Annotated in this window: 21 protein-coding genes; 9 read left to right on the top strand and 12 right to left on the bottom strand. The window is 65.1% G+C overall.

Going from position 1 to position 25,117, the window contains the following annotated elements; genetic code table 11:
- Positions 1–67: 67 nt before the first annotated feature.
- Positions 68–1,084, bottom strand: a complete 1,017-nt coding sequence (locus ABIF91_RS20935) for an LLM class flavin-dependent oxidoreductase (protein WP_028177298.1) — start codon at positions 1,082–1,084, stop codon at positions 68–70.
- 376 nt (positions 1,085–1,460) lie between these two features.
- On the opposite strand from ABIF91_RS20935, the gene metF reads away from it, so the two are divergent.
- Complete coding sequence (gene metF / locus ABIF91_RS20930; RefSeq protein WP_035671451.1) at positions 1,461–2,372, top strand: methylenetetrahydrofolate reductase [NAD(P)H]; 912 nt, start codon at positions 1,461–1,463, stop codon at positions 2,370–2,372.
- A 6-nt stretch (positions 2,373–2,378) separates the two neighbouring features.
- Positions 2,379–6,233, top strand: a complete 3,855-nt coding sequence (gene metH, locus ABIF91_RS20925; RefSeq protein ID WP_284280448.1) for a methionine synthase — start codon at positions 2,379–2,381, stop codon at positions 6,231–6,233.
- Here metH and ABIF91_RS20920 read toward each other — a convergent pair.
- The 3 genes from ABIF91_RS20920 to ABIF91_RS20910 all read right to left on the bottom strand — a co-directional run bounded on the left by ABIF91_RS20920 (position 6,230) and on the right by ABIF91_RS20910 (position 7,596).
- Positions 6,230–6,526 (bottom strand): hypothetical protein, encoded by a 297-nt coding sequence (locus ABIF91_RS20920; protein ID WP_162131053.1) that lies wholly within the window; start codon positions 6,524–6,526, stop codon positions 6,230–6,232. The genes metH and ABIF91_RS20920 overlap by 4 nt on opposite strands.
- On the bottom strand, positions 6,523–7,152 hold the full coding sequence (locus ABIF91_RS20915; protein WP_424579343.1) for a glutathione S-transferase family protein: 630 nt from the start codon (positions 7,150–7,152) through the stop codon (positions 6,523–6,525). The genes ABIF91_RS20920 and ABIF91_RS20915 overlap by 4 nt, the downstream gene beginning before the upstream one ends.
- Positions 7,153–7,293: 141 nt before the next feature.
- Complete coding sequence (locus ABIF91_RS20910) at positions 7,294–7,596, bottom strand: ArsR/SmtB family transcription factor (protein WP_028177302.1); 303 nt, start codon at positions 7,594–7,596, stop codon at positions 7,294–7,296.
- A gap of 27 nt (positions 7,597–7,623) precedes the next feature.
- Here ABIF91_RS20910 and ABIF91_RS20905 point away from each other — a divergent pair, with 27 nt between their 5' ends.
- Both ABIF91_RS20905 and ABIF91_RS20900 read left to right on the top strand, forming a co-directional pair.
- Positions 7,624–8,607 carry a threonine/serine dehydratase gene (locus ABIF91_RS20905; RefSeq protein ID WP_080659878.1) on the top strand — a complete coding sequence of 328 codons (984 nt, stop codon included), beginning with the start codon at positions 7,624–7,626 and terminating at the stop codon, positions 8,605–8,607.
- A 37-nt stretch (positions 8,608–8,644) separates the two neighbouring features.
- A complete protein-coding gene (locus tag ABIF91_RS20900; protein ID WP_424579342.1) occupies positions 8,645–8,950 on the top strand; it encodes a hypothetical protein in 306 nt (101 codons plus the stop codon).
- Positions 8,951–8,971: 21 nt separating this feature from the next.
- Here the strand turns inward: ABIF91_RS20900 and ABIF91_RS20895 are convergent, their stop codons facing one another.
- The gene (locus tag ABIF91_RS20895) at positions 8,972–9,565 is read right to left on the bottom strand and encodes a GNAT family N-acetyltransferase (protein WP_028177304.1); all 594 of its coding nucleotides are present in this window, start codon (positions 9,563–9,565) and stop codon (positions 8,972–8,974) included.
- Positions 9,566–9,806: 241 nt separating this feature from the next.
- Here ABIF91_RS20895 and ABIF91_RS20890 point away from each other — a divergent pair, with 241 nt between their 5' ends.
- Together ABIF91_RS20890 and ABIF91_RS20885 are read left to right on the top strand one after the other, a co-directional pair.
- Positions 9,807–10,871: an IS630-like element ISRj1 family transposase gene (locus ABIF91_RS20890; protein WP_026192128.1), complete on the top strand. Its 1,065-nt coding sequence runs from the start codon at positions 9,807–9,809 to the stop codon at positions 10,869–10,871.
- A gap of 100 nt (positions 10,872–10,971) precedes the next feature.
- Positions 10,972–11,914 (top strand): IS630 family transposase gene (locus tag ABIF91_RS20885; RefSeq protein ID WP_424579341.1). Its coding sequence is split into 2 segments (ribosomal slippage): positions 10,972–11,307 and positions 11,309–11,914, totalling 942 coding nucleotides; the frame shifts between segments, so codons are not numbered across the junction.
- A gap of 45 nt (positions 11,915–11,959) precedes the next feature.
- Here the strand turns inward: ABIF91_RS20885 and glpK are convergent.
- From glpK to ABIF91_RS20850, 7 genes are all read right to left on the bottom strand, one after another.
- Positions 11,960–13,465 carry a glycerol kinase GlpK gene (glpK, locus tag ABIF91_RS20880; protein WP_028179422.1) on the bottom strand — a complete coding sequence of 502 codons (1,506 nt, stop codon included), beginning with the start codon at positions 13,463–13,465 and terminating at the stop codon, positions 11,960–11,962.
- 388 nt (positions 13,466–13,853) lie between these two features.
- Complete coding sequence (locus ABIF91_RS20875) at positions 13,854–14,627, bottom strand: SDR family NAD(P)-dependent oxidoreductase (protein ID WP_028179421.1); 774 nt, start codon at positions 14,625–14,627, stop codon at positions 13,854–13,856.
- 130 nt (positions 14,628–14,757) lie between these two features.
- Complete coding sequence (pimD, locus tag ABIF91_RS20870) at positions 14,758–15,900, bottom strand: pimeloyl-CoA dehydrogenase small subunit (protein ID WP_028179420.1); 1,143 nt, start codon at positions 15,898–15,900, stop codon at positions 14,758–14,760.
- A gap of 183 nt (positions 15,901–16,083) precedes the next feature.
- Entirely contained in the window at positions 16,084–17,274 is a 1,191-nt protein-coding gene (gene pimC / locus ABIF91_RS20865) for a pimeloyl-CoA dehydrogenase large subunit (RefSeq protein WP_028179419.1), read from the bottom strand.
- A 148-nt stretch (positions 17,275–17,422) separates the two neighbouring features.
- Positions 17,423–18,610, bottom strand: coding sequence for an acetyl-CoA C-acyltransferase (locus ABIF91_RS20860; RefSeq protein WP_028179418.1), 1,188 nt, complete (start codon positions 18,608–18,610; stop codon positions 17,423–17,425).
- Entirely contained in the window at positions 18,607–20,289 is a 1,683-nt protein-coding gene (pimA, locus tag ABIF91_RS20855) for a dicarboxylate--CoA ligase PimA (RefSeq protein WP_424579340.1), read from the bottom strand. The genes ABIF91_RS20860 and pimA overlap by 4 nt, the downstream gene beginning before the upstream one ends.
- Positions 20,290–20,447: 158 nt before the next feature.
- The gene (locus ABIF91_RS20850) at positions 20,448–22,544 is read right to left on the bottom strand and encodes a 3-hydroxyacyl-CoA dehydrogenase NAD-binding domain-containing protein (protein WP_028179416.1); all 2,097 of its coding nucleotides are present in this window, start codon (positions 22,542–22,544) and stop codon (positions 20,448–20,450) included.
- Positions 22,545–22,674: 130 nt separating this feature from the next.
- Between ABIF91_RS20850 and ABIF91_RS20845 the strand changes: the two genes are divergently transcribed.
- The 3 genes from ABIF91_RS20845 to ABIF91_RS20835 all read left to right on the top strand — a co-directional run bounded on the left by ABIF91_RS20845 (position 22,675) and on the right by ABIF91_RS20835 (position 25,115).
- Positions 22,675–23,541 (top strand): IclR family transcriptional regulator, encoded by an 867-nt coding sequence (locus tag ABIF91_RS20845; protein ID WP_028179415.1) that lies wholly within the window; start codon positions 22,675–22,677, stop codon positions 23,539–23,541.
- Between the two features lie 66 nt (positions 23,542–23,607).
- Positions 23,608–24,405: an ABC transporter ATP-binding protein gene (locus ABIF91_RS20840; RefSeq protein WP_028179414.1), complete on the top strand. Its 798-nt coding sequence runs from the start codon at positions 23,608–23,610 to the stop codon at positions 24,403–24,405.
- Positions 24,402–25,115 (top strand): ABC transporter ATP-binding protein, encoded by a 714-nt coding sequence (locus ABIF91_RS20835; protein ID WP_025033919.1) that lies wholly within the window; start codon positions 24,402–24,404, stop codon positions 25,113–25,115. The genes ABIF91_RS20840 and ABIF91_RS20835 overlap by 4 nt, the downstream gene beginning before the upstream one ends.
- Positions 25,116–25,117: the final 2 nt, after the last annotated feature.

Below are 25,117 nucleotides of genomic sequence, written 5' to 3'. Positions count from 1 at the left end.
GCTGCGATGGGGCCCCGGCTCCGCAACGCACCGCTGCGTGCTGCGCTGCGTCCGGGGCACGAGTTGCTTAAGCTGCGTTTTTGACCAGTCCGAACGCCTCCGCCAGCAGCGAATACGATTTTTTGCGCGCCTCGTGGTCGTACACGGCGGTGATCACCATCAGCTCGTCCGGCTTGCTGGTGTAGATCAGCGGCTGAAGCTTCTTCTGCACCGTCGCGGGACTGCCGACGAACAGGCGCGAGCGGTTGCGCAGGATCGAGGTGCGCTCGGCGTCCGTGTACGGATAGGCGATCGCCTCCTCGACGCTCGGCAATGGCAGATATTGACCGCGGTCACGGCGCAGCCGGTTGAGATCGAAGGAGGAGGCGAGCCTCTCCGCCTCCTCGTCGGTATCAGCCGTAATGACCGCGACTGCGAGAATGGCATGTGGGCTCGCACGCCAAGCTGAGGGCTGAAAACGATTGCGGTAATGGATCATCGCATCGATCGCGTCGTGGGTGGCGAAATGATGGGCGAAGGCGAAGCCCATGCCGACTTGTGCGGCCAGTTCCGAGGAATAATCGCTGGAGCCGAGCAGCCAGATCGGCGGCAACCTGGTGTCGTCGGGCATCGCGACGACGTTGTTGTAGGGGTGGCCCGCAGGGAATTCGCGGGTCTCCCACAGAATCAGCTCGTGCAGGCGCTCCAGGAAATCGTCGCCCTCGCGCCGGTCGAGCCGGCTGCGCAGCGCGTAGGCCGTCGCACCATCGGTGCCCGGCGCACGGCCGAGGCCGAGATCGATTCGGCCGGGAAACAGCGCCTCCAGCATCTTGAAGCGCTCGGCCACCACCAGCGGGGCGTGGTTGGGCAGCATCACGCCGCCTGACCCGACGCGGATGTGCTTCGTCACCGCTGCGATCTGCCCGATCATGACGTCGGGCGCGGGACTCGCGACGGAAGCGAGGTTGTGATGCTCGGCGAGCCAGTAGCGGAGATAGCCGAGCCCATCGACATGGCGCGCCAGATCGATGCTGTTGCGCAGCGCCGCGGCTGGCTTGGTGCCCGTCGTAACGACGGAGAGGTCGACGACTGAGAGCGGGATCATGGCGCATTAACCTAACGAAGGGCCGTGCGGCGGCAATGGCAGGCTGCGCAGGTCAGAGGGTACGGAGGGGCGGGTCGTCGCGGACGATGCCGGTTGGGACAGATTACCTACGTAACACGACAACTTCATCGTGCCCACCAACAAAATTGACATTTTGAAGGCGCCTGAATCAGATAAATTTGTTATAAAACAATGCATTACATCCACCTGGCCTACCTTCCCACGATAAAGGCCATTCAGCATCAAACTTCACAATATCCAGCATTAGTGGGCCACTTCCCATCATCGATGGGCTGTCGGCCAAACTGCCTTTGCCTTATCTTAGGCCCTCCCAAGCTAGACCCCACGGCCGGCGGAAATTGGAGCGAGTGGTGCCATGACTGACGTGACGACGCCTGCGACGGCCCACGGGCACCTGAAGCGGCCTGCGATCTCCTTCGAGTTCTTTCCGCCCAAGACCGAGGAGATGGAGCGCAATCTCTGGGACACCATCAAGCGGCTCGCCCCGCTCGAGCCGAAATTCGTCTCGGTGACCTATGGCGCCGGCGGCTCGACCCGCGAGCGCACCCATTCCACCATCGCCCGCATCCTCAAGGAGACCGCGCTGCTGCCGGCCGCGCATCTGACCTGCGTCGGCGCCTCGCGCGGCGAGATCGACGAGATCGTCGACCGCTATCACGAGGTCGGCGTCCGCCACATCGTGGCCTTGCGCGGCGATCCCGTCGGCGGCATCGGCACGCCCTATTCGAGCCATCCCGACGGCTACCAGAGTTCGGCCGACCTCGTCGCCGGAATCAAGAAGCGGCACGGCGACATCGAAGTGAGCGTGTCGGCCTATCCCGAGAAGCACCCCGAGGCGCGCGATTTCGACGCCGACATCGACACGCTCAAGGCCAAGGTCGATGCGGGTGCGACGCGCGCGATCACGCAGGTGTTCTTCGACAACGACCTCTACTTCCGCTATCGCGACCGCGTCCGCGCCCGCGGCATCGACATCCCGATCGTGCCGGGCATCATGCCCATGCACAATTTCAAGCAGGCACGCAATTTCGTCACCCGCGCCGGCACCACCGTGCCGGACTGGTTCGCCGCGAAATTCGACGGCCTCGACGACGATGCCGAGACGCGCAAGCTGGTGGCCGCGACCGTCGCGGCCGGCCAGGTGCAGAAGCTCGCCAAGCACGGCGTCGACACCTTCCACTTCTACACCATGAACCGCGCCGATCTCGTATTCGCGATCAGCCATTTGCTCGGCATTCGCGCCAAGACCGCCCAGAAGGCTGCGTAAGATCAGATGACCGTACCCGTATCCGCCAAGCGAACCGCCCTCCTCGACGCCGCGCGCGAACGCATTCTGGTGCTCGACGGCGCCATGGGCACGATGATCCAGAACCTCCAGCTCGACGAGGCCGCCTTCCGCGGCGAGCGCTTCAAGAACTTTCATCGCGACCTGCGCGGCAACAACGATCTCCTGATCCTGACCCAGCCGCAGGCCATCGAGGACATCCACGCCGCCTATTTGCGCGCCGGCGCCGACATCGTCGCGACCAACACCTTCTCCACGACCTCGATCGCGCAGGCCGACTACGACCTCGCTGACATCGTCAACGAGATGGCGCGCGAGGGCGCCCGCCTCGCCGGCAACGCCGCACGGCGTGTCGCCGCCGAAGACGGCAAACCGCGCTTCGTCGCCGGCGCCATCGGCCCCACCAACCGCACCGCCTCGATCTCGCCCGACGTTTCCAACCCCGGCTACCGCGCCGTCACCTTCGACGACCTGCGCAAATCCTACGGCGAGCAGATCCGCGGCTTGCTCGACGGCGGTGTCGATCTTCTGCTGGTCGAGACCATCTTCGACACGCTCAACGCCAAGGCGGCGCTGTATGCGATCGCCGAGATCACCGAAGAGCTCGGCATCGACGTGCCCGTGATGGTATCAGGCACCATCACCGACAAGTCCGGCCGCCTGCTCTCGGGCCAGATGCCGGAAGCGTTCTGGAATTCGGTGCGGCACGCAAAGCCCATCACCATCGGCTTCAACTGCGCGCTCGGCGCCGAAGATCTGCGCGCCCATATTGCCGACATCGGCCGCGTCGCCGATACGCTCGTCTGCGCCTACCCCAACGCAGGCTTGCCCAACGAGTTCGGCCAGTATGACGAGACCCCCGAATACATGGCGCGCCTGATCGGCGAGTTCGCCCGCGACGGCCTCGTCAACATCGTCGGCGGCTGCTGCGGCACCACGCCGGACCATATCGCGGCCATCGCCGCTGCCGTCGCTCCGCACAAGCCGCGCACCGTGCCGGTGATCGAGCCTCGCTTAAGGCTCTCCGGCCTCGAGCCGTTCGTGCTGACGGACGCGATCCCGTTCGTGAACGTCGGCGAGCGCACCAACGTCACGGGCTCGGCCCGCTTCCGCAAGCTGATCACCGCCGGCGACTACACCGCTGCGCTCCAGGTCGCGCGCGACCAGGTCGAGAACGGCGCGCAGATCATCGACGTCAACATGGACGAGGGCTTGCTCGACTCCGAAGCTGCGATGGTGACCTTCCTCAACCTCGTCGCCGCCGAGCCCGATATCGCCCGCGTTCCTGTCATGGTCGACTCCTCGAAATTCTCGGTGATCGAGGCCGGCCTGAAATGCGTGCAGGGCAAGCCGGTCGTCAACTCGATCTCGATGAAGGAAGGCGAGGAGAAGTTCATCCACGAAGCGCGGATCGCCCGCCGCCACGGCGCGGCCGTCGTGGTGATGGCGTTCGACGAGGCCGGCCAGGCCGACACGTTCGCGCGCAAGACCGAGATCTGCAAGCGCGCCTACGACATCCTGGTGAACAGGGTCGGCTTTCCGCCGGAGGACATCATCTTCGATCCGAACATCTTCGCGATCGCGACCGGCATCGAGGAGCACAACAATTACGGCGTCGACTTCATCGAGGCGACGCGCTGGATCCGGCAGAACCTGCCGGGCGCCCATGTCTCCGGCGGCGTCTCCAACCTGTCGTTCTCGTTCCGCGGCAACGAGCCGGTGCGCGAGGCCATGCACTCGGTGTTCCTGTATCACGCCATCAAGGCCGGCATGGACATGGGCATCGTCAATGCAGGTCAGATGATCGTCTATGACGACATCGACCCTGAGCTGCGCCAGACCTGCGAGGACGTCGTCCTCAACCGCGATCCCGGCGCCTCCGAGCGCCTGCTGGCGCTGGCGGAGAAATTCCGCGGCAAGAAGACCGAAGGCAAGGAAGCCGATCTCGCCTGGCGCGAATGGCCGGTGGAGAAGCGGCTGTCGCATTCGCTGGTGCATGGCATCACCGAATTCATCGAGCAGGATACCGAGGAGGCCCGCAAGAAGTCCTCGCGTCCGCTCGACGTGATCGAGGGGCCGCTGATGGCCGGCATGAACGTGGTCGGCGACCTCTTCGGCGACGGCAAGATGTTCTTGCCGCAGGTCGTGAAGTCCGCGCGCGTCATGAAGCAGGCCGTCGCTTACCTCATGCCCTTCATGGAGGAAGAGAAGGCGCGCAACCTCGCAAACGGGATCGGCACGGAGGGCTCCTCGTCCGCCGGCAAGATCGTGCTTGCGACGGTCAAGGGCGACGTGCACGACATCGGCAAGAACATCGTCGGCATCGTGCTCCAGTGCAACAATTTCGAGGTCATCGATCTCGGCGTGATGGTGCCGGCCGCCAAGATCGTCGAGACCGTGAAAGCCGAGAAGGCCGACATCGTCGGGCTGTCGGGCCTGATCACGCCCTCGCTCGACGAGATGGCGTTCTTCGCCGGCGAACTGCAGCGCGAAGGCCTCAAGCTGCCGCTGCTGATCGGCGGCGCCACCACGAGCCGCGTGCATACCGCCGTGAAGATCGATCCGAGCTATCGCGCCGGTCCCGTCGTGCACGTCAACGACGCCAGCCGCGCCGTCGGCGTCGCGTCCTCGCTGCTCTCGCCCGAGAAGCGCGAGGCCTACGCCGCCGAGGTGCGGGCCGAATACGCCAGGATCTCGGAGGCGCATCTGCGCGCGCAGGCGGACAAGAAGCGCCTGAAGCTCGAGGCCGCCCGCGCCAACCGCGTGCCGGTCGACTTCGCCAAGAGCAAGCCGGTGAAGCCGACCTTCCTCGGCATCCGCAGCTTCGACGAATACGATCTCGCCGAGCTCGTGCCCTACATCGACTGGACGCCGTTCTTCCAGACCTGGGAGCTCGCCGGGCGCTTCCCCGCCATCCTCGACGACGCCAAGGTCGGCGAGGTCGCGCGCTCGCTCTATGACGACGCGCGCAAGATGCTCGACACCATCGTGAAGGAGAAGTGGTTCCGGGCCCGCGCAACGATCGGCTTCTGGCCGGCGAATGCGCAGGGCGACGACATCGTGCTCTATGCCGACGAGAGCCGCACGAAGAAAGTCGCGACGCTGCACACGCTGCGCCAGCAGCTCGAGAAGCGCGAGGGCCGCTTCAACGCGGCGCTCGCCGACTTCATCGCGCCCGCCGGCGTGCCCGACTATATCGGCGGCTTCGTCGTCACCGCAGGGATCGGCGAGGATGCGGTCGCCGACCGCTTCAGAAGCGCCAACGACGACTATTCCTCGATCCTGTGCAAGGCGCTGGCCGACCGCCTCGCCGAAGCGTTCGCCGAACGCATGCATGCCCGTGTGCGCCGCGAGTTCTGGGCCTATGCACCGGACGAGGCGCTCACCAGCGAGGAGCTGATCCTGGAGAAGTACTCTGGGATTCGTCCCGCTCCGGGCTATCCCGCCCAGCCCGATCACACCGAGAAGGCGACGCTGTTCGAGCTGCTCGACGCCGAGGCGACGGCGGGCGTGAAGCTGACCGAGAGCTTTGCGATGTGGCCGGGCTCTTCCGTATCGGGGCTCTATTTCGCGAACCCCGAGAGCTATTATTTCGGCGTCGGCAAGATCGAGCGCGACCAGGTCGAGGACTACGCGGCACGCAAGGGCATGACCATCGCGGAAGCCGAGCGCTGGCTCGCGCCGGTGCTGAACTACATTCCCTCGCAGCAGAGCGCGAGCGACAAGACCTTTGCGGCGACGCCCGCGAATGACGAGGCCCCCAAGGACCTCGCCTCGCACCCGCCGGGCTGCACCTGCGCGGTGCATCTGGTCTGGCAGAAGAAGCGCGTGGGGGCGGGTTAGCCGCGTCTCCAAACAAAAACTGCGAAAACAACCCCATGCACAGTAGCGATGGGGTTGAAAAGCTTGAGCAATTTCGGTCTTACCGAAAACGAGTTGCGGCGTCGGGCAAAACAGCAGTAGTATTCCATCATCGGCTGCTGCGCCGGTCTTAAGCTTTCGGCTTCGGTACCCGCCGTCATTCCGGGGCGCGCCTTTTGGCGCGAGCCCGGAATCCATTTCTCCGCATCATCCGCCGCACGATAGATTCCGGGCTCGCGCTTCGCGCGCCCCGGAATGACATCGGGATGAATCACCCCTTCGGCGGCTCCAGCGGCTGCACGATCTCTTGGAACGGCGCCAGTGCCTCACAACGTTCGGCATGCGCCGCGAGCGCCGGATAGCGTGACGCGTCGAACAGCTGCGGGTGCGCCTCGCGGGTGAAGCGGACGACGCAGGCGACCGCGACGTCGGCATGGCCGATGCGGTCGCCTAGCCAGTACGGCGTCGTCACCTTGGCGCGCTCGGCCTCGAGCACCTTCAGAACGTCGCCGATCTGCGCCTGGCAGCGCTCGACCCACAGCGCGAGCTGCTCCTTCCGCAGCACGCGCTCGTAGAGCAGGCTCACCGCCTTGTCGCCGAGGCCCGAGGCGAGCGCGCAGATGCGCAGATGCCTGCGCCGCTCGGCGCCGCCGCGCGGCAGCATCGCCTTCGCCTCACCGACGAGTTCGTCGAGATAGTTGAGAATGATCATGCTCTCGATCAGCGCCTCGCCATCGTCGAGCACCAGGGTCGGCACACGGCGCAGCGGATTGTACGGCGCGATCTTGTCGGCATCGCCGAAGGTCGACCACGGCTTGTGCTCGAAGGCGAGCCCGTAAAGCCGGAGCGCAATCGCCACGCGGCGGACGAAGGGGGAATCATATTGGCCGATCAGGAACATGGTTCTCGCTCTTCTCGATCGTTGGACAAGGCAGGGCCGTTTAGTTTCCACGACCAGATCGGCGCGGCGCAACAAAAATCTCGGAAACGGAGCATTGCGCCGGCTGCAACGGCACCCGCGACAGCATGACGCGCACCACGCTCAAAGTCCGTCCTGGATCGAGCGCTTGATCGCGGCGATCGCCGTCTCGTTCCGCTTGTACATCGTCCACTGCTTGATCCGCTTGGCGCGCACCAGCTTTGCGGCGGTCAGCACCCGCATGTGCTCGCTCACCGTCGGGGCGCTGACGCCGAGCTTTTCGGCGATCAGCAATCCGCAGACGCCGTCCTCGACGAGGTCGCCATCGGCCTGCTCGCGAAAATGCCGCCGTGGATCCCGCAGCCATTCCAGGATCTGCAGGCGGCGTTCGTTGGCGAGCGCGCGCAAGGCGACGGCAAATTTCATTTAGTCATTTTGCTAATTACCTAATTGATGTCAACTCTCCGATACGCTATCAAGGACAGCATCATGACAGCGACAAGGGACATTACGCGGGAGCGGATTGCGGCGACCGAGGCGGTCATCCGTCCGCATGTCAGGCGCACGCCGCTCCTTCACGCCGATCTTTCCGATTTCGGCCTGCCGTCCGCGCCCCTCAGGTTCAAGCTCGAGATGCTGCAGCATTCCGGATCGTTCAAGGCGCGCGGCGCCTTCGCCAACCTGCTGCTGCGGCAGGTGCCGGAGGCCGGTGTCGTCGCCGCGTCCGGCGGCAATCACGGCGCGGCCGTGGCCTATGCGGCGCAGCGGCTCGGCATTCCCGCCACGATCTTCGTGCCTGACATCACCTCGCCGGCCAAGGCCGAGAGGATCCGGGGATATGGCGCAAAGCTTGTGATCGCGGGCAGCCGCTACGCCGATGCGCTCGCCGCGAGCGAGGCGCATGTCGCGCAGACCCGGGCGCTTGCCGTCCATGCCTACGATCAGGCCGAAACCCTGCTCGGCCAGGGCAGCGTCGGACTGGAGCTGGAGCAGGACGCGCCAGACATCGACACGCTGCTGGTGGCGGTCGGCGGCGGCGGGCTGATCGGCGGCATTGCGGCGTGGTACGCCGGCAGGACGCGCATCGTCGCGGTCGAGCCGGAGCAATCGCCGACCCTGCATGCCGCGTTCGAAGCAGGCGCACCGGTCGATGCGCCTGCCGGCGGCATCGCCGCCGACAGCCTTGCGCCGCGGCGCGTCGGCGAATTGATGTTTCCAGTCGCGCGGGCCCATGTCGAGCGCGTCGTCCTGGTCAGCGACGATGCGATCCGGCAGGCGCAGGCCGCCCTGTGGTCGCACTTGCGCCTCGTGGCCGAGCCCGGCGGCGCGGCCGCCTTTGCCGCGCTGCTGTCCGGCCGCTATCGTCCCTCACCCACCGAGCGCGTCGCGGTTCTGGTCTGCGGCGCCAACACCACAGCGGTGAATTTCGACAGCTGATTGGGAATGGCATGTGGGATCGCGCGGACTGATCCTGATGGCGATCCTGTTGCCGATGATCGGCGCCGCCCAAGCCCAGGACCGCCCGATCGACGACCGCGCGATCGGCTTTCTGACGCCGTCGAAGAACATCGCCTGCCAGTTCTTCACCGATAACGGTCAGGGCGCGCTCCGTTGCGACATCATGAACATGGACGCACGCCCGGGCCGGCCCGCCAATTGCGACCGGGGCGCGCGAAGCGCGAGCTATGATGCGCAATTGCACATCTGGGAATCCATCATGCATCGTCTCCTGCTGACAAATGGATTCCGGGCTCGCGCCAAGTGGCGCACCCCGGAATGACGGTGGGGAGGCAGCCGTGCACTATTCAATAATCGGCACATGCTTCGCCGCATCGCGCGGCGCCGTGCCATCCAGCCGCGGGTCGTCGGCGATCTCGATCTGGCGGCGGAAGGGGCGGAAGCCGGAGCGCTGGTAGAACGCGACGGCGGAGGGATGATCGAAGGTGCAGGTGTGGACCCAGACGCGGCGGACATCGCGTGACCAGGCGCGCTCCAGCGCGCGGTTCATCAGGAAGCGGGCGGCGCCGGTGCCGATCAAGGGTGCGGTGACGCCGAAATAGGTCAGCTCGCACTGGCCGGGCTCACGGAAGTCGAGCTCGAGCAGGCCTTCATCGCGGCCATCCGCGACCAGTGCGTAGACCTCGATGCCTGGTGCGCGGATGACCGCGGCGAGCTCGGTGTCATTCATGCGGGCTCGCGAGAACCACAGCCAGTCCTCGCCGACGCGGCGGAAGATGTCGCGGTACCAGGGAAGCGCGGGGGTATCGACCTTGCGCAGGGTCCAGGCGCCGGGCGGATCGTCGCGGCGTGCCGGCGGCGCGGTCATCTCCAGATGGGTGACGACGGCGGCGATCTTGCCGGCGGGGACGTCGGAATAGCCGTCGGGGAGGATCATGCTTGCTCCACTTCATCTCGAGAAATGCGAGAACTGTCGCTACACGCTCCGTTGTCGTCCCGGACAAGCGAGCATAGCGAGCGTTGACCATAGCCACAGGGAGTGGTTTGGCGAAGACTGGTCGTTCGGGATTGGCTCTGCCTGTTATCGACAGACCTCGCGGTATGGGTCCCTGCGTTCGTGCGCAATTGCGCACTAGTACCCACTTTTCTTGGAACGTGAGTCGTGATTCAAGGTCGGGATGATACCCGAAGCAAGAGAAGTCCACCTTTCGAGGAAAGATCGCAAGGTGCTTGAGGCGTGCTGTCGCTCACCGGTGACGTTGCAGCGCGATTTGAAGCGGGCGCGGATAGTTCTGTTGGCGGCGGATGGGCGCAGCACCCGGTCGATCGCCAAGGAAGTTGGGGTCCAGCCGCGGATTGTCAGCCTTTGGCGGCATCGCTATGCCGACCATGGCCTTGAAGGGCTGCAAGACAAGCCGCGGCCTGGCAAGCAGCCGATCTATACGAAGACGACCGACAAGCGGATTCTGAAGCTGCTGGATAAGCCGCCACCGCAAGGGTTTGCGCGCTGGACCGGCCCCCTGCTGGCCGAGGCGCTGGGCGATGTCGATGTCCAATATGTCTGGCGGTTCCTGCGCAGCCACAAGATTGACCTGGTGGCTCGCAAGTCCTGGTGCGAGAGCAACGACCCGAACTTTACGGCCAAAGCCGCCGATGTTGTCGGCCTCTATGTCGCGCCGCCGGCGAAGGCCATTGTGCTGTGCGTGGACGAGAAGCCCTCGATCCAGGCTTTGGAGCGAGCGCAGGGTTATCTGAAGTTGCCCAATGGCCGCGCCTTGACCGGCCAAAGCCACGATTACAAGCGGCATGGCACCACAACATTGTTTGCGGCGCTCGAAGTCGCCACCGGAAAGATCATCGCGACCCATTCAAAACGCCGGCGCCGCGTCGAGTTTCTCGATTTCATGAACAGCGTCACCGCGGCTTTTCCGAACCGCAAGCTTCACGTCATCCTCGACAACCTCAACACCCATAAAAAGAACGAGGACTGGCTCAAGGCCCACCCCAACGTGCAATTTCATTTCACGCCGACAAGTGCGTCATGGCTCAATCAGGTCGAAGTATGGTTTTCCATCTTGCAGGGGCAGTCGCTCAGCGGCACCTCCTTCACGAGCCTCAAGCAGCTTCAGGAACACATCGATGCCTACGTCAACGCATACAACGACAGAGCCGAGCCCTTCGTCTGGACCAAGAAAAAGGTCCGTCAACGCCGTTTCAAAGGCCGCCGTATCACTCAGCTCTGATTCCGGGTACTAGAGCGTGATGTTTTTGACTGGAATCGGGGTTCCCAGAGCGGGCGATTTCTGATTCAAGCTCCATGCTGGAGTGCGGAGGCCAGCATGGATGACGCGCCCCTATTCGGAAGACATCCGTGAACGCGCCTTGGCTCGCGCTGACGCGGGCGAGACGGTTCGTTCGATCGCAGAGGCGCTACAGATCAGCCCCTCGTGCGTGACGAAGTGGAAGAACCTAAGGCGTGATACCGGAGGCCTGGCGCCCGGCCAGATCGGCGGCCACAAGAAGCGGGTTCTGTCGGATGCCAACGCCGACTGGCTGCGCAAACGCATTCGCTCGGGGCCATTCACCTTGCGCAAGCTGACGCAGGAGCTGGCTGCACGGGGGATCAAGACAGACGTGCGGGCGGTGTGGACTTTTGTTCACGCCGAGGGGCTCAGCTTCAAAAAAAACGCTTCTACCAGCCGAGCAGGATCGCCCAGACGTCGCCCGTAAGCGGACCCGATGGAAAGCGCATCAAGGCAGGATTGACGTCACGCGGTTGGTTTTCATCGACGAGACGTGGATCAAGACCAATATGGCGCCGCTACGCGGCTGGGGGCCTTGTGGGCAGCGCCTCCAAGCATCTGCACCTTTCGGCCATTGGAAGACCATGACCTTCATCGCGGCGCTGCGTCATGATCGGATCAGTGCGCCTTGGGTGATTGATGGTCCCATCAATGGTGAACTCTTCACGCTGTACGTCGAGAAGGTGTTGGCACCCACCCTCGCACCGGGCGAGATCGTCGTTCTCGACAATCTTGGCAGCCACAAGGGCAAAGCGGCTCGCCAAGCTATCCGCGCCAGAGGAGCCCACTTTATCTTCTTGCCGCCCTACAGCCCTGACCTCAACCCGATCGAGCAGGTCTTCGCCAAACTCAAACACCTCATGCGATCCGCAGAACCTCGTGACGTGGAGGCAACCTGGCGGAAGGTTGGTGAACTCCTCGATCTCTTCTCCCAGGAGGAGTGCACCAACTACTTCAAAAACTCAGGCTATGGTTCCGTGTAAATACATCATGCTCTAGGCAGGGACGACGCGGCGAGAGAGCCGTGCCTACCCCTCCCCCTCGTCGCTCGCCAGCACGCCCTTCACCGCCCTTGCCCAACCCGCCAGCTTTCGCTCGCGCGTGGCCTGGCTCATGTTCGGCTTGAAGCGGTGCTCGAGGCGCCAATTGTCGGCAAACTTGGTCGGCTCGGGATAGACGCCGGCGTTGAGGCCGGCGAGGTAGGCGGCGCCCAGGGCCGTGGTCTCCTGGATCACGGGGCGATCGACCGGGGCATCCAGGAGATCGGCGAGGCGTTGCATGGTCCAGTCGGATGCGGTCATGCCGCCGTCGACGCGGAGCACGACGCTGGCGGTTTCCGAACTCGGCCAGTCCGCGCGCATCGCGGCCCAGAGGTCGTAAGTCTGGTAGCAGACGCTCTCCAGCGCGGCGTGGACGAGCTCGGCAGGCCCGGTGTTGCGGGTGAGGCCGAACAGCGCGCCGCGTACCCTGGGATTCCAATAGGGTGCGCCCATGCCGACGAAGGCGGGGACGAGATAGACGCTCTGCATGGAGTCGGACTGGTCGGCGAGCGGGCCCGTCTCGGCGGCATGCTTGATGATGCCGAGGCCGTCGCGCAGCCATTGCACGGCGGAGCCTGCGACGAAGATCGAGCCTTCGAGCGCGTAGGTGCGCTTGCCATCGAGCTGATAGGCGACGGTGGTGAGCAGCTTGTTCTTGGAGACGACAGGCGTGGTGCCGGTGTTGAGCAGCGCGAAGCAGCCGGTGCCGTAGGTGGATTTCATCATGCCCGGGCGGAAGCAGGCCTGGCCGATGGTGGCGGCCTGCTGGTCGCCGGCGATACCGGAAATGGCGATGGCGCCGCCGAACAGGTCGGGCGTGCTCTCGCCGAAGCGGGCGGAGGAATCCTTCACCTCGGGCAGCATCGAGCGCGGTACGCCGATGATCTCCAGCAGCTCGTCGTCCCACTGGCCGGTGTGGATGTTGAACAGCAGCGTGCGCGAGGCGTTGGTGGCGTCGGTGGCATGCACCTTGCCGCCGGTGAGCCGCCAGAGCAGATAGCAGTCGACGGTGCCGAACATCAATTCGCCGCGCGCGGCGCGGGCACGGGCGCCGGGAACGTGGTCGAGGATCCAGGCGACCTTGGTGCCGGAGAAATAGGGGTCGATGATCAGGCCGGTCTTCTGCGAGATCACGCCCTCGCGGCCTTCTGCCTTGAGTTTCGCGCAGATGTCGGCAGTGCGGCGGTCCTGCCAGACGATGGCGCGGTGCACGGCCTGGCCGGTGGCGCGGTCCCATACCACGGTGGTCTCGCGCTGGTTGGTGATGCCGATCGCGGCGATGTTCTTGGCGGAGATGCCGGCGTGCTCGATCGCCTCCCGGCACACCATCACGGTCGAGGTCCAGATGTCCTCCGGCTCGTGCTCGACCCAGCCCGAGGCCGGAAAATGCTGCGGGAATTCCTGCTGCGCTTTGGCCGCGATGGAAATATCGCCGCGAAACACGATCGCGCGCGAGGAGGTGGTGCCCTGGTCGATGGCGAGGACGAAAGACATGGCGGCTTACCTTGGCGTTTTCCCTGCGGAGGATCATTGTGTCGCGCCAAAGAAACGGGATTGCCAGCAAGAGGTCAAGGTGGCCGTCCTACCCTCCCCTGGAGGGGGAGGGCTATCGCATATGACTTTCCGGACGGGCCTGAGCAAGCGCCTCGTCCTTCGAGACGACCGCTTTGCGGTCTCCTCAGGATGAGGCTCCGCCAAAGCGGTGTCCTTTGAAACTGCTACTGGACACTCCGCCCTCATCCTGAGGGCCCGCCGGAGGCGGGCGTCTCGAAGGATGGCCGCAGGCGAATTTCCCGCCGCGTTTCCTCACAGGCGATTGCCCTGCCCCCCAGGGGAGGGCAAGGGAAGCGCAGCGTCGGTGCAACTGCAAGTCGTGAGAGGGCTACACCGCCGCCGTCGTCACGCCGCCGTCGATGACGATGGTCTGGCCGGTCATGAAGCTCGACGCATCGGAGGCGAGGTAGGCGACCGCGCCGGCGATTTCGTCGGGCTCGCCAATGCGGCGGAGCGGGGTGGTGGCTGTGCGGCGCTTGAGGTTGGCTTCGTCTTCCCACAGCGCGCGGGCGAAATCGGTTTTGACGAGGCCGGGCGCGATGCAGTTGACGCGGACGCCTTTCGGGCCCCATTCGCCGGCGAGCGAACGGCACAGCGCGAAGTCGGCGGCTTTCGAGATGCGGTAGGCGCCGATCACGGTGGAGCCGCGCAAGCCCCCGATGGACGAAATGATGATCACAGAGCCTTTGCCGCGCTCCGCCATCTGCGGAATCGCCAGCGCGGAGAGCCAGATGTTGCTCTTGACGTTCGAGCCCATGATCTTGTCGAAGGCTTCATCGGTGATGTCGAGCAGCGGACCGTAATACGGGTTCACGGCGGCGTTGCAGACGAGGATGTCGATCTTGCCGTAATGCTTCGTGGCCCCCGTGATCAGCGCCTCGACCTCGTTCTTGCGCGCGATGTTGCAGGGGATCACGATGGCGTCACCGCCGGCGGCGTTGATGCCGTCGGCGACTTCCTTGCAGGCGTCCGCCTTGCGCGAGGAAACCACGACCTTGGCGCCGAGCCTGGCCAGAAGTTCGGCGGAGGAGCGGCCGATGCCGCGGCTGGAGCCGGTGACCACGGCGACCTTGCCGGTGAGATCGAACGGGGTGTTTTTCATTGTGTCCCTCTTCTGGTCATTCCGGGGCGCGCGAAGCGCGAGCCCGGAATCCATTTCACCGCGCGTGATGCCGCCTGATGGATCCCGGGTTCGCGCTACGCGCGCCCCGGGATGACAGCGGCGGAGTGACTCAGATCAACCCGCCCGCATCGGCGACACGGCGCTGGTGGTAGTCGGTGTCACCGAACGTGTTCTCGATCATGGTGAGGCGCTTGAAGTAGTGGCCGATTCTGGCCTCCATGGTCATGCCGATGCCGCCGTGGAGCTGGATCGACTGCTGGCCGACGAATTTCAGCGACTTGCCGATCTGCACCTTGGCCGCCGCGATCGCATTCGTGCGCTCCCTGGCGTTCTCGAAATCACCCGCCATGGTCGCGAACATCGACATCGAGCGCGCCTGCTCGGCGGCGACGAACATGTCGGAGGCACGGTGCTGCAGCGACTGGAACGAGCCGATGGCGACGCCGAACTGCTTGCGCGTCTTGATGTACTCGACCGTGGTCTTGAGCGACTCGTCCATCAGGCCGACCGCCTCGGCGCAGAGCGCAACGCGGGCTTCGTCCACCACGCGCTCGATCAGCGCGAGCGAATCCTCGGGGTTGCCGAGCACGGCATCGGCACCGACCTCAACACCGGTGAAGGTGACGTCGGCGGCGTGCAGGCCGTCCTGGGTCGGATAGCCCTTCCTGGCAACGCCCTTGGCATTCGCCGGAACCAGGAACACGCCGATGCCGGTTTTGTCACGGCGATCGCCTTTGGTGCGTGCGGTGACGATCAACGTGTCGGCGGTCTCGCCGTTGAGCACGACGAACTTCTCGCCGTCGATGATCCAGGCATCGCCCTTCTTCTTCGCGGTCGTCGAGACGTCGAACAGATCGTAGCGCGAGTTCTTCTCGAGCTGGGCGAAGGCGAGCGTCTTGCTGCCGTCGATAATCGAAGGCACGTGCGCGGCCTTCTGCGCATCGGTGCCGGCATGGCGCAGGAAGCCGCCGCCGATCACGACCGTTGCGAGATAGGGCTCGAGCACCAGCGCCTTGCCGAGCGCTTCCATCACGATCATGGTCTCGACGCCGCCGCCGCCGAAGCCGCCATCGGCCTCGCTGAAGGGCAGGCCAAGCAGGCCCTGCTCGGCGAGCTTGAGCCAGACCGTTTTGCTCCAGCCGCCCTTCTCCTTCATGTACTTCTTGCGCTGCTCGAAATCGTAGGAATCGGTCAGCAGGCCGTCGATGCTTTCCTTGAGAAGCCGCTGCTCCTCGGACAGATCAAAATCCATTTCTTTGGTTCCTCGTACCCGGACTTATTTGACTTCGTCATTCCGGGATGGCCCGAAGGGCCAGGCCCGGAATCCATTTCGCCTCAGCGTATGCGGCCCGATGGATTCCGGGTTCGCGACTTCGTCGCGCCCCGGAATGACGGTGGAATATTGCCCTCCCCGCCGTCGCGGAGAGGGGGCAGATCACAGCCCCAGCACCGCCTTGGCGATGATGTTGCGCTGGATCTCGTTGGAGCCGCCGTAGATCGAGACCTTGCGGTTGTTGAAGTAGCTCGGCGCGATCTGGGCGGTCCAGTCCATGGCTTCGTTGGAGCCGTCGTCGCCGTGCTCGTCGTAGGGTGCAGCGAACGGGCCGATCACTTCCATCAGCAGCTCTGTGGTGGTCTGCTGGATCTCGGAGCCCTTGATCTTCAGCACCGAGGACGCCGGGTTGGGCTTGCCCTTGCCGTGCTTGCCTTCGTCGGCGACGACGCGGAGCTGGGTGAGCTCGAGCGCTTTCAGCTCGATCTCACAGGCGGTGAGCTTCTCGCGGAACGCCGCGTCCTGGATGATCGGCTTGCCGCCGGATTCGACCTTGGAGGCGAGCTCCTTGATGCGGCGGATGCGCTCCTTGGAAACGCCGACGCGGGCGATGCCGGTGCGCTCGTTGCCGAGCAGGAATTTCGCGTAATCCCAGCCCTTGTTCTCCTCGCCGATCAGGTTCTCGATGGGCACTTCGACGTCGTCGAAGAACACCTCGTTGACCTCATGGCCGCCGTCGATGGTCTGGATCGGGCGCACGGTGACGCCCTTCGACTTCATCGAGAACACGATGAAGGAGATGCCCATCTGCTTCTTGGCGTTGTTGTCGGTGCGGCAGAGGCAGAAGATCATGTCGGCGTGCTGGGCGAGCGTGGTCCAGGTCTTCTGGCCGTTGATGATCCACTTGTCACCCTTGCGCTCGGCCTTGGTCTTGAGCGAGGCGAGGTCGGAGCCGGAGCCGGGCTCGGAGAAGCCCTGGCACCACCAATCGTCGACATTGGCGATGCGCGGCAGGTACTTCTTCTTCTGCTCCTCGTTGCCGAAGGTGTAGATGACCGGACCGACCATGCTGACGCCGAAGGCGAGCGGCTGCGGCGCCGGGTGAGCCTGAAGTTCCTCGTTGAAGATGTAGTGCTGCACGGCGGTCCATCCCGTGCCGCCATATTCCTTCGGCCAGTGGCTGACGCCCCAGCCCTTCTTGTTGAGGATGCGCCACCACGTCACCATCTCGTCCTTCGAGAGGTGGCGGCCCTCGACCAGCTTGCGCCGCGTATCCGGCGGCACGTTGTCGCGGAAGAACTGCCGCACTTCCTCGCGAAACGCCTGCTCTTCCCTAGTGAATGCGAGATCCATCGGATCCTCCTGTGAGCGATTTGTTCTTACCAAACCCATCGTCATTCCGCGATGCGCCGTAAGGCGCAGGCCCGGAATCCATATCCCCGACTGGTGGTTATGGATTCCGGGCTCGCCGCTTCGCGGCGCCCCGGAATGACAGAAACATCTACTGCAGCACCTCGAACAGCCCCGCCGCGCCCATGCCGCCGCCGACGCACATGGTGACGACCGCGTATTTCGCCTTGCGGCGGCGGCCTTCGATCAGGGCGTGGCCGGTGAGGCGCGCGCCCGACATGCCGTAGGGATGGCCGACCGAGATCGCGCCGCCGTCGACATTGATCTTGCCGGGGTCGATGCCGAGCTTGTCGCGGCAATACAGCACCTGCACCGCGAAGGCTTCGTTGAGCTCCCACAGGCCGATGTCGTCGACGCTGAGGCCGTGGCGCTTGAGCAGGCGCGGCACGGCGAAGACCGGGCCGATGCCCATCTCGTCCGGCTCGCAGCCGGCGGAGACGAAGCCGCGGAAGATGCCGAGCGGCGCGAGGCCGCGCCTGGCGGCTTCCTTGTCGCTCATGATCACGCAGGCGCTGGCGCCGTCGGAAAGCTGGCTGGCGTTGCCGGCGGTGATGGTGAAGCCGTCGCCGCGCACGGGCTTGAGGCCCGCGAGACCTTCAGCGGTGGTCTCGGGGCGCGGCCCTTCGTCCTGCGACAGCGTGACCTCCTTCGTCGAGACCGCGCCGGTCGCCTTGTCGGTGACCGCCATCTGCGTGGTGATCGGGGCGATCTCGTCCTTGAACCTGCCGCCCTGTTGTGCGGCCGCGGTGCGGCGCTGGCTCTCAAGCGAATATTCGTCCTGGCGTTCGCGCGAGATGCCGTAGCGCTTGGCGACGACTTCCGCGGTGTCGATCATGGGCATGTAGACCTCGCCCTTGATCTTGAGCAGCGCGGGGTCCTGGGCGTGGAAGCCGTTCATCTTGTCGTTCTGCACCAGCGAAATCGACTCGCCGCCGCCGCCGACCGCGATCTCGACGCCGTCGAAGAGCACCGAACGCGCGGCCAGCGCGATGGCCTGAAGACCGGAGGCGCATTGCCGGTCGATGGTGGTGCCGGCGACGGTGACGGGAAGGCCGGCGCGCAGCAGCGCCTTGCGCGCGATGTTGCCGCCGGTCGCGCCCTGCTGGAGGGCCGCGCCCATCACCACGTCCTCGACCTCCTTCGGATCGACCTTGGCGCGCGCGACGGCCTCGCCGATGGCGTGGCCGAGCAGGGTTGCGCCCTCGGTGGCGTTGAGCGCGCCGCGATAGGCCTTGCCGATCGGGGTGCGGGCGGTGGAAACGATGACGGCGTCGGTCAAGAACGGACTCCTGATGCGGTTCTGGTGGATTGTGACGGTTTCTGCTGCTGGCGCAATTCGTGGCGCGACAATTTTCCGACCGGCGTGCGCGGCAGGTCGTCGACGAACTCGACTTCGGCCGGCAGCTCGTGCTTGCCGAGCTTGCCGGTGAGCTGCGTGCGCAACTCGTCGAGCGAGAACGGCTTTGCGCCGGGCTTCAGCTTGATGAAGGCCTTTGCGGCCTCGCCGCGGTACTGGTCGGGGATGCCGAGCACGATCACCTCGTGCACGCCTGATATGGTGTAGATCGCCTGCTCGATCATCTGCGGATAGACGTTGAAGCCGCCGGAGATGATCATGTCCTTCTTGCGGTCGACCAGGAAGAAATAGCCGTCAGTGTCGACATAGCCGATGTCGCCGGTGAGGAAGCGGCCGTCGACGAAGGCATCCGTGGATCCTTCCGGCCTGTTCCAGTAGCCTCCAGTGACGTTCGGGCCCTTGATGCGGATCTCGCCGACTTCGCCCGGCGGCAGCACGCGCCGGGGATCGTCGAGCGCGACGACGTCGAGCTCGATGCCGGGCAGCATCAGCCCGATCGAGCCCGGCTTCTCGGGACCGTCAGGCGGGTGGCCGGTGCCGGGCGAGCAGGTCTCGGTCATCCCCCAGCCGCTGCGCAGCTTCTTGCCGACCTTGCGCTCGAAGAAATTCGCGATCTCGACCGGCAGCGGCGCACCGCCCGAGCCGATGGTCGCGAGCGAGGAGAAGTCACGCTTGTCGAGGTCCGGGAGCGCGGCGATCGCGATCCACATCGTCGGCACGCCCGGAAAGTAAGTCGCGCGCTTGAGCTCGATGTCGCGCATCACCGCTTCGACGTCGAAGCGCTGGTGTAGCGAGATCAGATTGCCGCGGCTGAGCGAGGACAGGAGCACGACGGTGAGCGCGTAGACGTGGAACAGCGGCAGCACGCAGATCACGCGCTCGATGGCATCGCCACGCGCCGCACGCGACGGCTTGCCCCAGACGTCGTAGATCGACACCGCCGCGGTGAGGTTGCCGTGCGTGAGCATCGCGCCCTTGGGCAGGCCGGTGGTGCCGCCGGTGTATTGCAGCAGCGCGACGTCGGCGGCGATCACTGCCGGCCATTGCGCCGGCGCGATGGCGCCCTCGACGAAGGTCTTGAAGGTCACGATGCGGGGATCATCGGGGATCGCCGCCTGCGGCGTGCCGATCTTGCCCCAATGATCGTCCTCGCAGACGACCAGGCGGTCGATCAGCCCCTTCTCCAGGAATTTCAGCGCGGTCGGCAGCAAGGCCTGGAGGTTCGAGGTGACGAGCAGGCGCGAGCCGGAATCGGAGACCTTGTGCGTCAGCGCGATCTCGCCGTCGAGCGGCGAGAGGTGCGCGACCCGGGCGCCGGCCTTGAGCGCGCCGAAGAAATTGACGGGATGGTCCGGCGTGTTGCCGAGGAACAGCGCGACGGAAGAGCTCCTGCCGATGCCGGCGCGCAGGAACCCCGCTGCCGCGCGCTCGGCCTGAGCTGCGAGCTCGGTGTAGCTGATCGGACGGTCCCGGAACTCCAACGCGGTGCGCGGGCCGTACTCAGCGGCGGCTTTCGACAGCAGGTCGGGTAGCGTGCCCTGGACGATGGTGTCGTCCCACCGCACGCCCTCGGGGTAAAACTGTTCGCCGGGATGGGTCATTTTCTTGATTGCTTGAGCGAGCAACTAACACAGATCGTCATTCCGGGGCGCGACGAAGTCGCGAGCCCGGAATCCATAACCACCAGCTGGGGTTATGGATTCCGGGCCTGCGCCTTGCGGCGCATCCCGGAATGACGAGGGTTGAGACAAAGCGGCCATCACGCCGCCTTCGACGCCGCAGCCAGCGAGGCGAACGTCTTGCCTTCGGCGGCGAGCTTCTTCAGCAGCGGTGCGGGCTCGAGGCTCGGGTCGTTGGTCTCCTTGGCGTAGAACGACAGGCGATCGGCGATGTGCTTGAGGCCGACGCTGTCGGCCCAGTACATCGGGCCGCCGCGGTAGATCGGCCAGCCATAGCCGTAGAGCCAGACCACGTCGATGTCGGAGGGACGCGCCGCGATGCCCTCTTCCAGGATCTTCGCGCCCTCGTTGATCATCGGATACATCATGCGCTCGAGGATCTCCTCGTCGCTGACGACACGCTTCTTGCGGCCGAGGCGCAGCAGCGTCTCGTCGATCAGCTTCTCGACCTCAGGATCGGGCAGCGGCGCGCGGCTGCCTGCTTCATACTTGTAGTAGCCCTTGCCGGTCTTCTGACCGAAGCGGCCGGCCTCGCACAGCGCGTCCGCGATCTCCGACTTGATGCCGCGGTCCTTGCGCGAGCGCCAGCCGATGTCGAGGCCGGCGAGGTCGCCCATCGCGAACGGGCCCATCGGCATGCCGAACTTGGTGACGACGGCATCGACCTGCTGCGGCAGGGCGCCTTCGAACAGCAGCTTCTCGGACTGCTTGCCACGCTGGGCCAGCATGCGGTTGCCGACGAAGCCGTCGCAGACGCCGACCACGGCCGGCACTTTTGCGATCTTGCGCGCGATCGTGACGGCGGTCACGAGCGCGTCCGGCGCGGTCTTGTCGGCACGCACGATCTCGCACAGCTTCATGACGTTGGCCGGCGAGAAGAAGTGCATGCCGAGCACGTCCTGCGGACGCTTGGTCGACTTCGCGATCTCGTCGATGTTCAGGTACGAGGTGTTGGAGGCGAGTACCGCGCCCGGCTTGGCGTACTGGTCGAGCTTGCCGAACACTTCCTTCTTCACCGCCATGGTCTCGAATACGGCCTCGATGACGAGGTCGGCGTCGCCGACGTTCTCGATGCCGACCTTGCCGTCGATCAGCGCCATGCGCTTGGCGGGCGCGTCCGCCGGGATGCCGCCGCGCGCCGCCGTCGCTTCCCAGTTCTTCTGCATGACGCCCATGCCGCGCTTGAGCTGCTCCTCGGCGGTCTCGATCAGCGTGACTGGGATGCCGGCATTGGCGAACGACATCGCGATGCCGCCGCCCATGGTGCCGGCGCCGAGAATGGCGACACGGTTCACGGGGCGCGACTTGGTGCCTTCGGGGACACCCGCGATCTTGGCGGCTTCGCGCTCGGCGAAGAACGCATAGCGCTGCGCCTTGGACTGGTCGCTGGCGACGAGCTTCAGGAAGCCCTCGCGCTCCTTCTTCAACCCTTCGTCGAACGGAAGGTCGATGGCATAGCCGACGGCGTCGGCCGCCGCGAACGGCGCTTCCAGGCCGCGTGACTTCTTGGTCATGGCGGCGACGGCATTGGTGAAGATCGAGCGGTCGGCCTTGGCGGCCGCGATCTTGGAATCGTCGTCGCGCAGGCGGCGCAGCGGGCGCTTCTCGGCCAGCAGCTTGCGCACGAAGGCTTCGCCGCCCGAGGCCGGCCCCTCGACGATCTCCTCGATCAGGCCGTTCTTCAGTGCTTCCGCGGCGCCGATCGGGTCGCCGCCGACGATCATCTTGACTGCGAGCTCAGGCCCGACCGCGCGGGGCAGGCGCTGGGTTCCGCCGGCGCCCGGCAACAGGCCCAGCTTCACCTCGGGCAGGCCGAGCTTGGCCTCCTTCACCGCGACACGGAAATGACAGGCGAGCGCGACCTCGAGGCCGCCGCCGAGGGCGGTGCCGTGGATCGCGGCAACGACGGGCTTCGGCGAATTCTCGATCTCGGACAGCACGTCGTTGAGGGCCGGCGGCTTCGGCGGCTTGCCGAATTCGGTGATGTCGGCGCCCGCAATGAAGGTGCGGCCGGCGCAGGTCAGCACGATGCCCTTGATGGCGGGATCGGCGATCGCGGCCTTGATGCATTCCAGAATGCCGCCGCGGACCGCGGCACTCAGCGCATTGACCGGCGGGCTGTTGACCGTGACGATGCCGACCTCATCATGACGCTCAAGCTTGACCACTTCGCTCACGGTGTCCCTCCTTGGTGGGGATTTACTTTTGTTCGATTTCGCGGTGCGGAATTTAATTCCGCATCTTGACGGCAGGGTTATTTTGAAGCACGGACGTTGTCAACGACTCCGCGCAAGAAGCAGATCAGGGATGAAGCGTACAGGAAAGAAGACTGCGACCGATCGGAATTTCGTCGTCGCGCTTTCCCGCGGACTGGATGTATTGCGCGCGTTCCAACCCAATGACGGCCTGCTCGGCAATCAGGAGATTGCGGCGCGCACCAATCTGCCCAAACCGACCGTGTCGCGGCTGACCTACACGTTGACCAGGCTCGGCTATTTGACACCGGTTCCCCGCTTCGAGAAGTACCAGCTCGCACCCGCAGCGATGTCGCTCGGTTACGCGGCGTTGGCCAATCTGGGCGTTCGGCATCTGTCGGAGCCGTTCCGCGAGGAAGTGATGCGCGCGACCGGCGGTGCCGTCGCCGTCGGCGGCCGCGACCGTCACAGCATGATCTATTTCGGGCAGAGCCGCGGCAGCGAGACGGTCGGCGTTCAACTTGACGTCGGCTCGCGCGTGCCGATTGCAACCAGTGCGATGGGCCGCGCCTATTTCTGGGCGCTCGACGACGAGAGTCGCGCTGAAGTGTCGCGCATTCTGCGCGAACATTACGGCAGCCGCTGGCCGAAGATGCGCGAAGGATTGGAACGTTCCGGCGAAACGGTCGCGAAATACGGCTTTGCGATCTCGGTCGGCGACTGGCACGACGACATCGGCGCGGCCGGCGTCGCGCTCAAGCTCAACGACGGAACCGGACCTTACGCATTCAATTGCGGCGCGCCGGCATTCCGTTTCACGGAAGAGCGTCTGATCAACGACATTGGACCGCGTCTCTTAGCGATGGTAAGGAACATCGAAGCGGCGCTCGGGGGTCTGATGCCGCATTCAAAAAAAGACAACAGCAAAAAGCTGAAATCAGGAGGGAAAGTTGCGCGTGTGGCCGAGGGGTTCAGATAGCCTTTGTCATCATCGGGAGCGGTTTGCATCGCCCCATCGCTCACTGAACGATGTGAGCGAGACGAGATGACGCAGGCACAGCTCGCGCGGGGGACATCGCCCCTGCTCGCGGTTCGCGACGTCAGCGTCGTGTTCGGCGGCATCATCGCGCTCAACGGCGTGTCCTTCGACATGCACAAGGGCCAGATCCTCGGCTTGATCGGCCCCAACGGCGCCGGCAAGACCACGCTCTTCAATTGCCTTTCGCGGCTGTATCAGCCGTCGTCCGGCGACATCCTGATGGACGGCGTCAGCATCCTGTCGCGGCCGCCGCACCGGATCGCCGAGATCGGCATCGGCCGAACCTTCCAGAACGTGGCGCTGTTCCCGAACTTGTCGGTGATGGACAACGTCCGCGTCGGCGCGCATTCGAAGACCTCGAGCGACATCATCAGCGACTCCCTGAGGCTTGCCTGGGTCCGGCGCAGCGAGACCAGCGTCAACAAGAAGGTGCACGAGATCCTCGCCTATCTCGACCTCGAGGACGTCGCCCACACCATCGTCTCCGGCCTGCCCTTCGGTACGCAGAAGCGGGTCGAGCTGGCGCGCGCGCTCGCGGCCGATCCGAAGATCCTTCTGCTCGACGAGCCTGCCGGCGGCCTCAACCACGAGGAAGTCTACGTGCTCGGAGCTCTCATCCGCCGCATTCGCGACGAGCGCCACATGACCGTGCTGCTGGTCGAGCACCACATGGGCCTCGTGATGTCGATCGCCGACCACGTCGTCGCGCTGAATTTCGGCAAGAAGCTCGCGGAGGGGACGCCCGCCCAGGTGCAGGCCGACCCCGACGTCATCAAGGCGTATCTCGGGAGCAAGGACCAATGACGACACTGCTCAACGTCAAGGACCTGCGCGCCTATTACGGCCAGGTCCAGGCACTCCATGGCCTGTCCTTCTCGCTCAACGAGGGTTCCCTGGTGACGCTGCTCGGTGCCAACGGCGCCGGCAAGACCACGACACTGCGCGCGATCTGCAACATGGTGCGCTCGACCGGAGCGATCGAGTTCGAAGGCAAGCCCCTGAACAACCGCTCGACCGAAAGCATCGTGCGGTTCGGCATCGCCCACGTGCCGCAGGGCCGCGGCACCTTCACCACCATGACGGTGGAGGAGAACCTCCAGCTCGGCGCCATCACCCGCAAGGACAGCGCCGGCATCGTCTCCGACATCGAGCGCATGTACGCCCACTTCCCCGTGCTGAAGCAGCGGCACACCCAGGTGGCCGGCACGCTGTCCGGCGGCGAGCAGCAGATGCTCGCGGTCGCCCGCGCCCTGATGCTGCGGCCGCGGCTGATGCTGCTCGACGAGCCGTCCTTCGGCCTCGCGCCGCTGGTGGTGCGCGATCTGTTCGGCATCCTCGGCAAGATCAACCGCGAGGACAAGGTGTCGATCCTGGTGGTCGAACAGAATGCCCAGCTGGCGCTCGAGCTCGCCGACCAGGCCTATGTGATCGAGACCGGTCGGATCGTGATGTCGGGCAAAGCCAAGGACATCGCGAACAACGAAGAAATCCGCAAATCCTATCTGGGTTACTGAGG

It is taken from the genome of Bradyrhizobium sp. USDA 241 (assembly GCF_049739505.1).
In the GTDB taxonomy this organism is placed as follows: Bacteria; Pseudomonadota; Alphaproteobacteria; order Rhizobiales; family Xanthobacteraceae; genus Bradyrhizobium; species Bradyrhizobium liaoningense.
The sequence above is the reverse complement of the archived record's forward strand: the minus strand, read 5'-3'. Positions and strand labels throughout refer to the sequence as shown.

Bases quoted from the DNA above. Each gene is read 5' to 3' on its own strand.
- glpK (WP_028179422.1), bottom strand. From the start codon at position 13,465: ATGTCTTTCGTCCTCGCCATCGACCAGGGCACCACCTCCTCGCGCGCG.
- ABIF91_RS20915 (WP_424579343.1), bottom strand. From the start codon at position 7,152: ATGTTCCTGATCGGCCAATATGATTCCCCCTTCGTCCGCCGCGTGGCG.
- ABIF91_RS20935 (WP_028177298.1), bottom strand. From the start codon at position 1,084: ATGATCCCGCTCTCAGTCGTCGACCTCTCCGTCGTTACGACGGGCACC.
- ABIF91_RS20835 (WP_025033919.1), top strand. From the start codon at position 24,402: ATGACGACACTGCTCAACGTCAAGGACCTGCGCGCCTATTACGGCCAG.
- ABIF91_RS20905 (WP_080659878.1), top strand. From the start codon at position 7,624: ATGTCAACTCTCCGATACGCTATCAAGGACAGCATCATGACAGCGACA.
- pimC (WP_028179419.1), bottom strand. From the start codon at position 17,274: ATGGATCTCGCATTCACTAGGGAAGAGCAGGCGTTTCGCGAGGAAGTG.
- ABIF91_RS20845 (WP_028179415.1), top strand. From the start codon at position 22,675: ATGAAGCGTACAGGAAAGAAGACTGCGACCGATCGGAATTTCGTCGTC.
- ABIF91_RS20895 (WP_028177304.1), bottom strand. From the start codon at position 9,565: ATGATCCTCCCCGACGGCTATTCCGACGTCCCCGCCGGCAAGATCGCC.
- ABIF91_RS20875 (WP_028179421.1), bottom strand. From the start codon at position 14,627: ATGAAAAACACCCCGTTCGATCTCACCGGCAAGGTCGCCGTGGTCACC.
- ABIF91_RS20840 (WP_028179414.1), top strand. From the start codon at position 23,608: ATGACGCAGGCACAGCTCGCGCGGGGGACATCGCCCCTGCTCGCGGTT.
- ABIF91_RS20890 (WP_026192128.1), top strand. From the start codon at position 9,807: ATGATACCCGAAGCAAGAGAAGTCCACCTTTCGAGGAAAGATCGCAAG.
- pimD (WP_028179420.1), bottom strand. From the start codon at position 15,900: ATGGATTTTGATCTGTCCGAGGAGCAGCGGCTTCTCAAGGAAAGCATC.
- ABIF91_RS20900 (WP_424579342.1), top strand. From the start codon at position 8,645: ATGGCGATCCTGTTGCCGATGATCGGCGCCGCCCAAGCCCAGGACCGC.
- pimA (WP_424579340.1), bottom strand. From the start codon at position 20,289: ATGACCCATCCCGGCGAACAGTTTTACCCCGAGGGCGTGCGGTGGGAC.
- ABIF91_RS20910 (WP_028177302.1), bottom strand. From the start codon at position 7,596: ATGAAATTTGCCGTCGCCTTGCGCGCGCTCGCCAACGAACGCCGCCTG.
- metF (WP_035671451.1), top strand. From the start codon at position 1,461: ATGACTGACGTGACGACGCCTGCGACGGCCCACGGGCACCTGAAGCGG.
- metH (WP_284280448.1), top strand. From the start codon at position 2,379: ATGACCGTACCCGTATCCGCCAAGCGAACCGCCCTCCTCGACGCCGCG.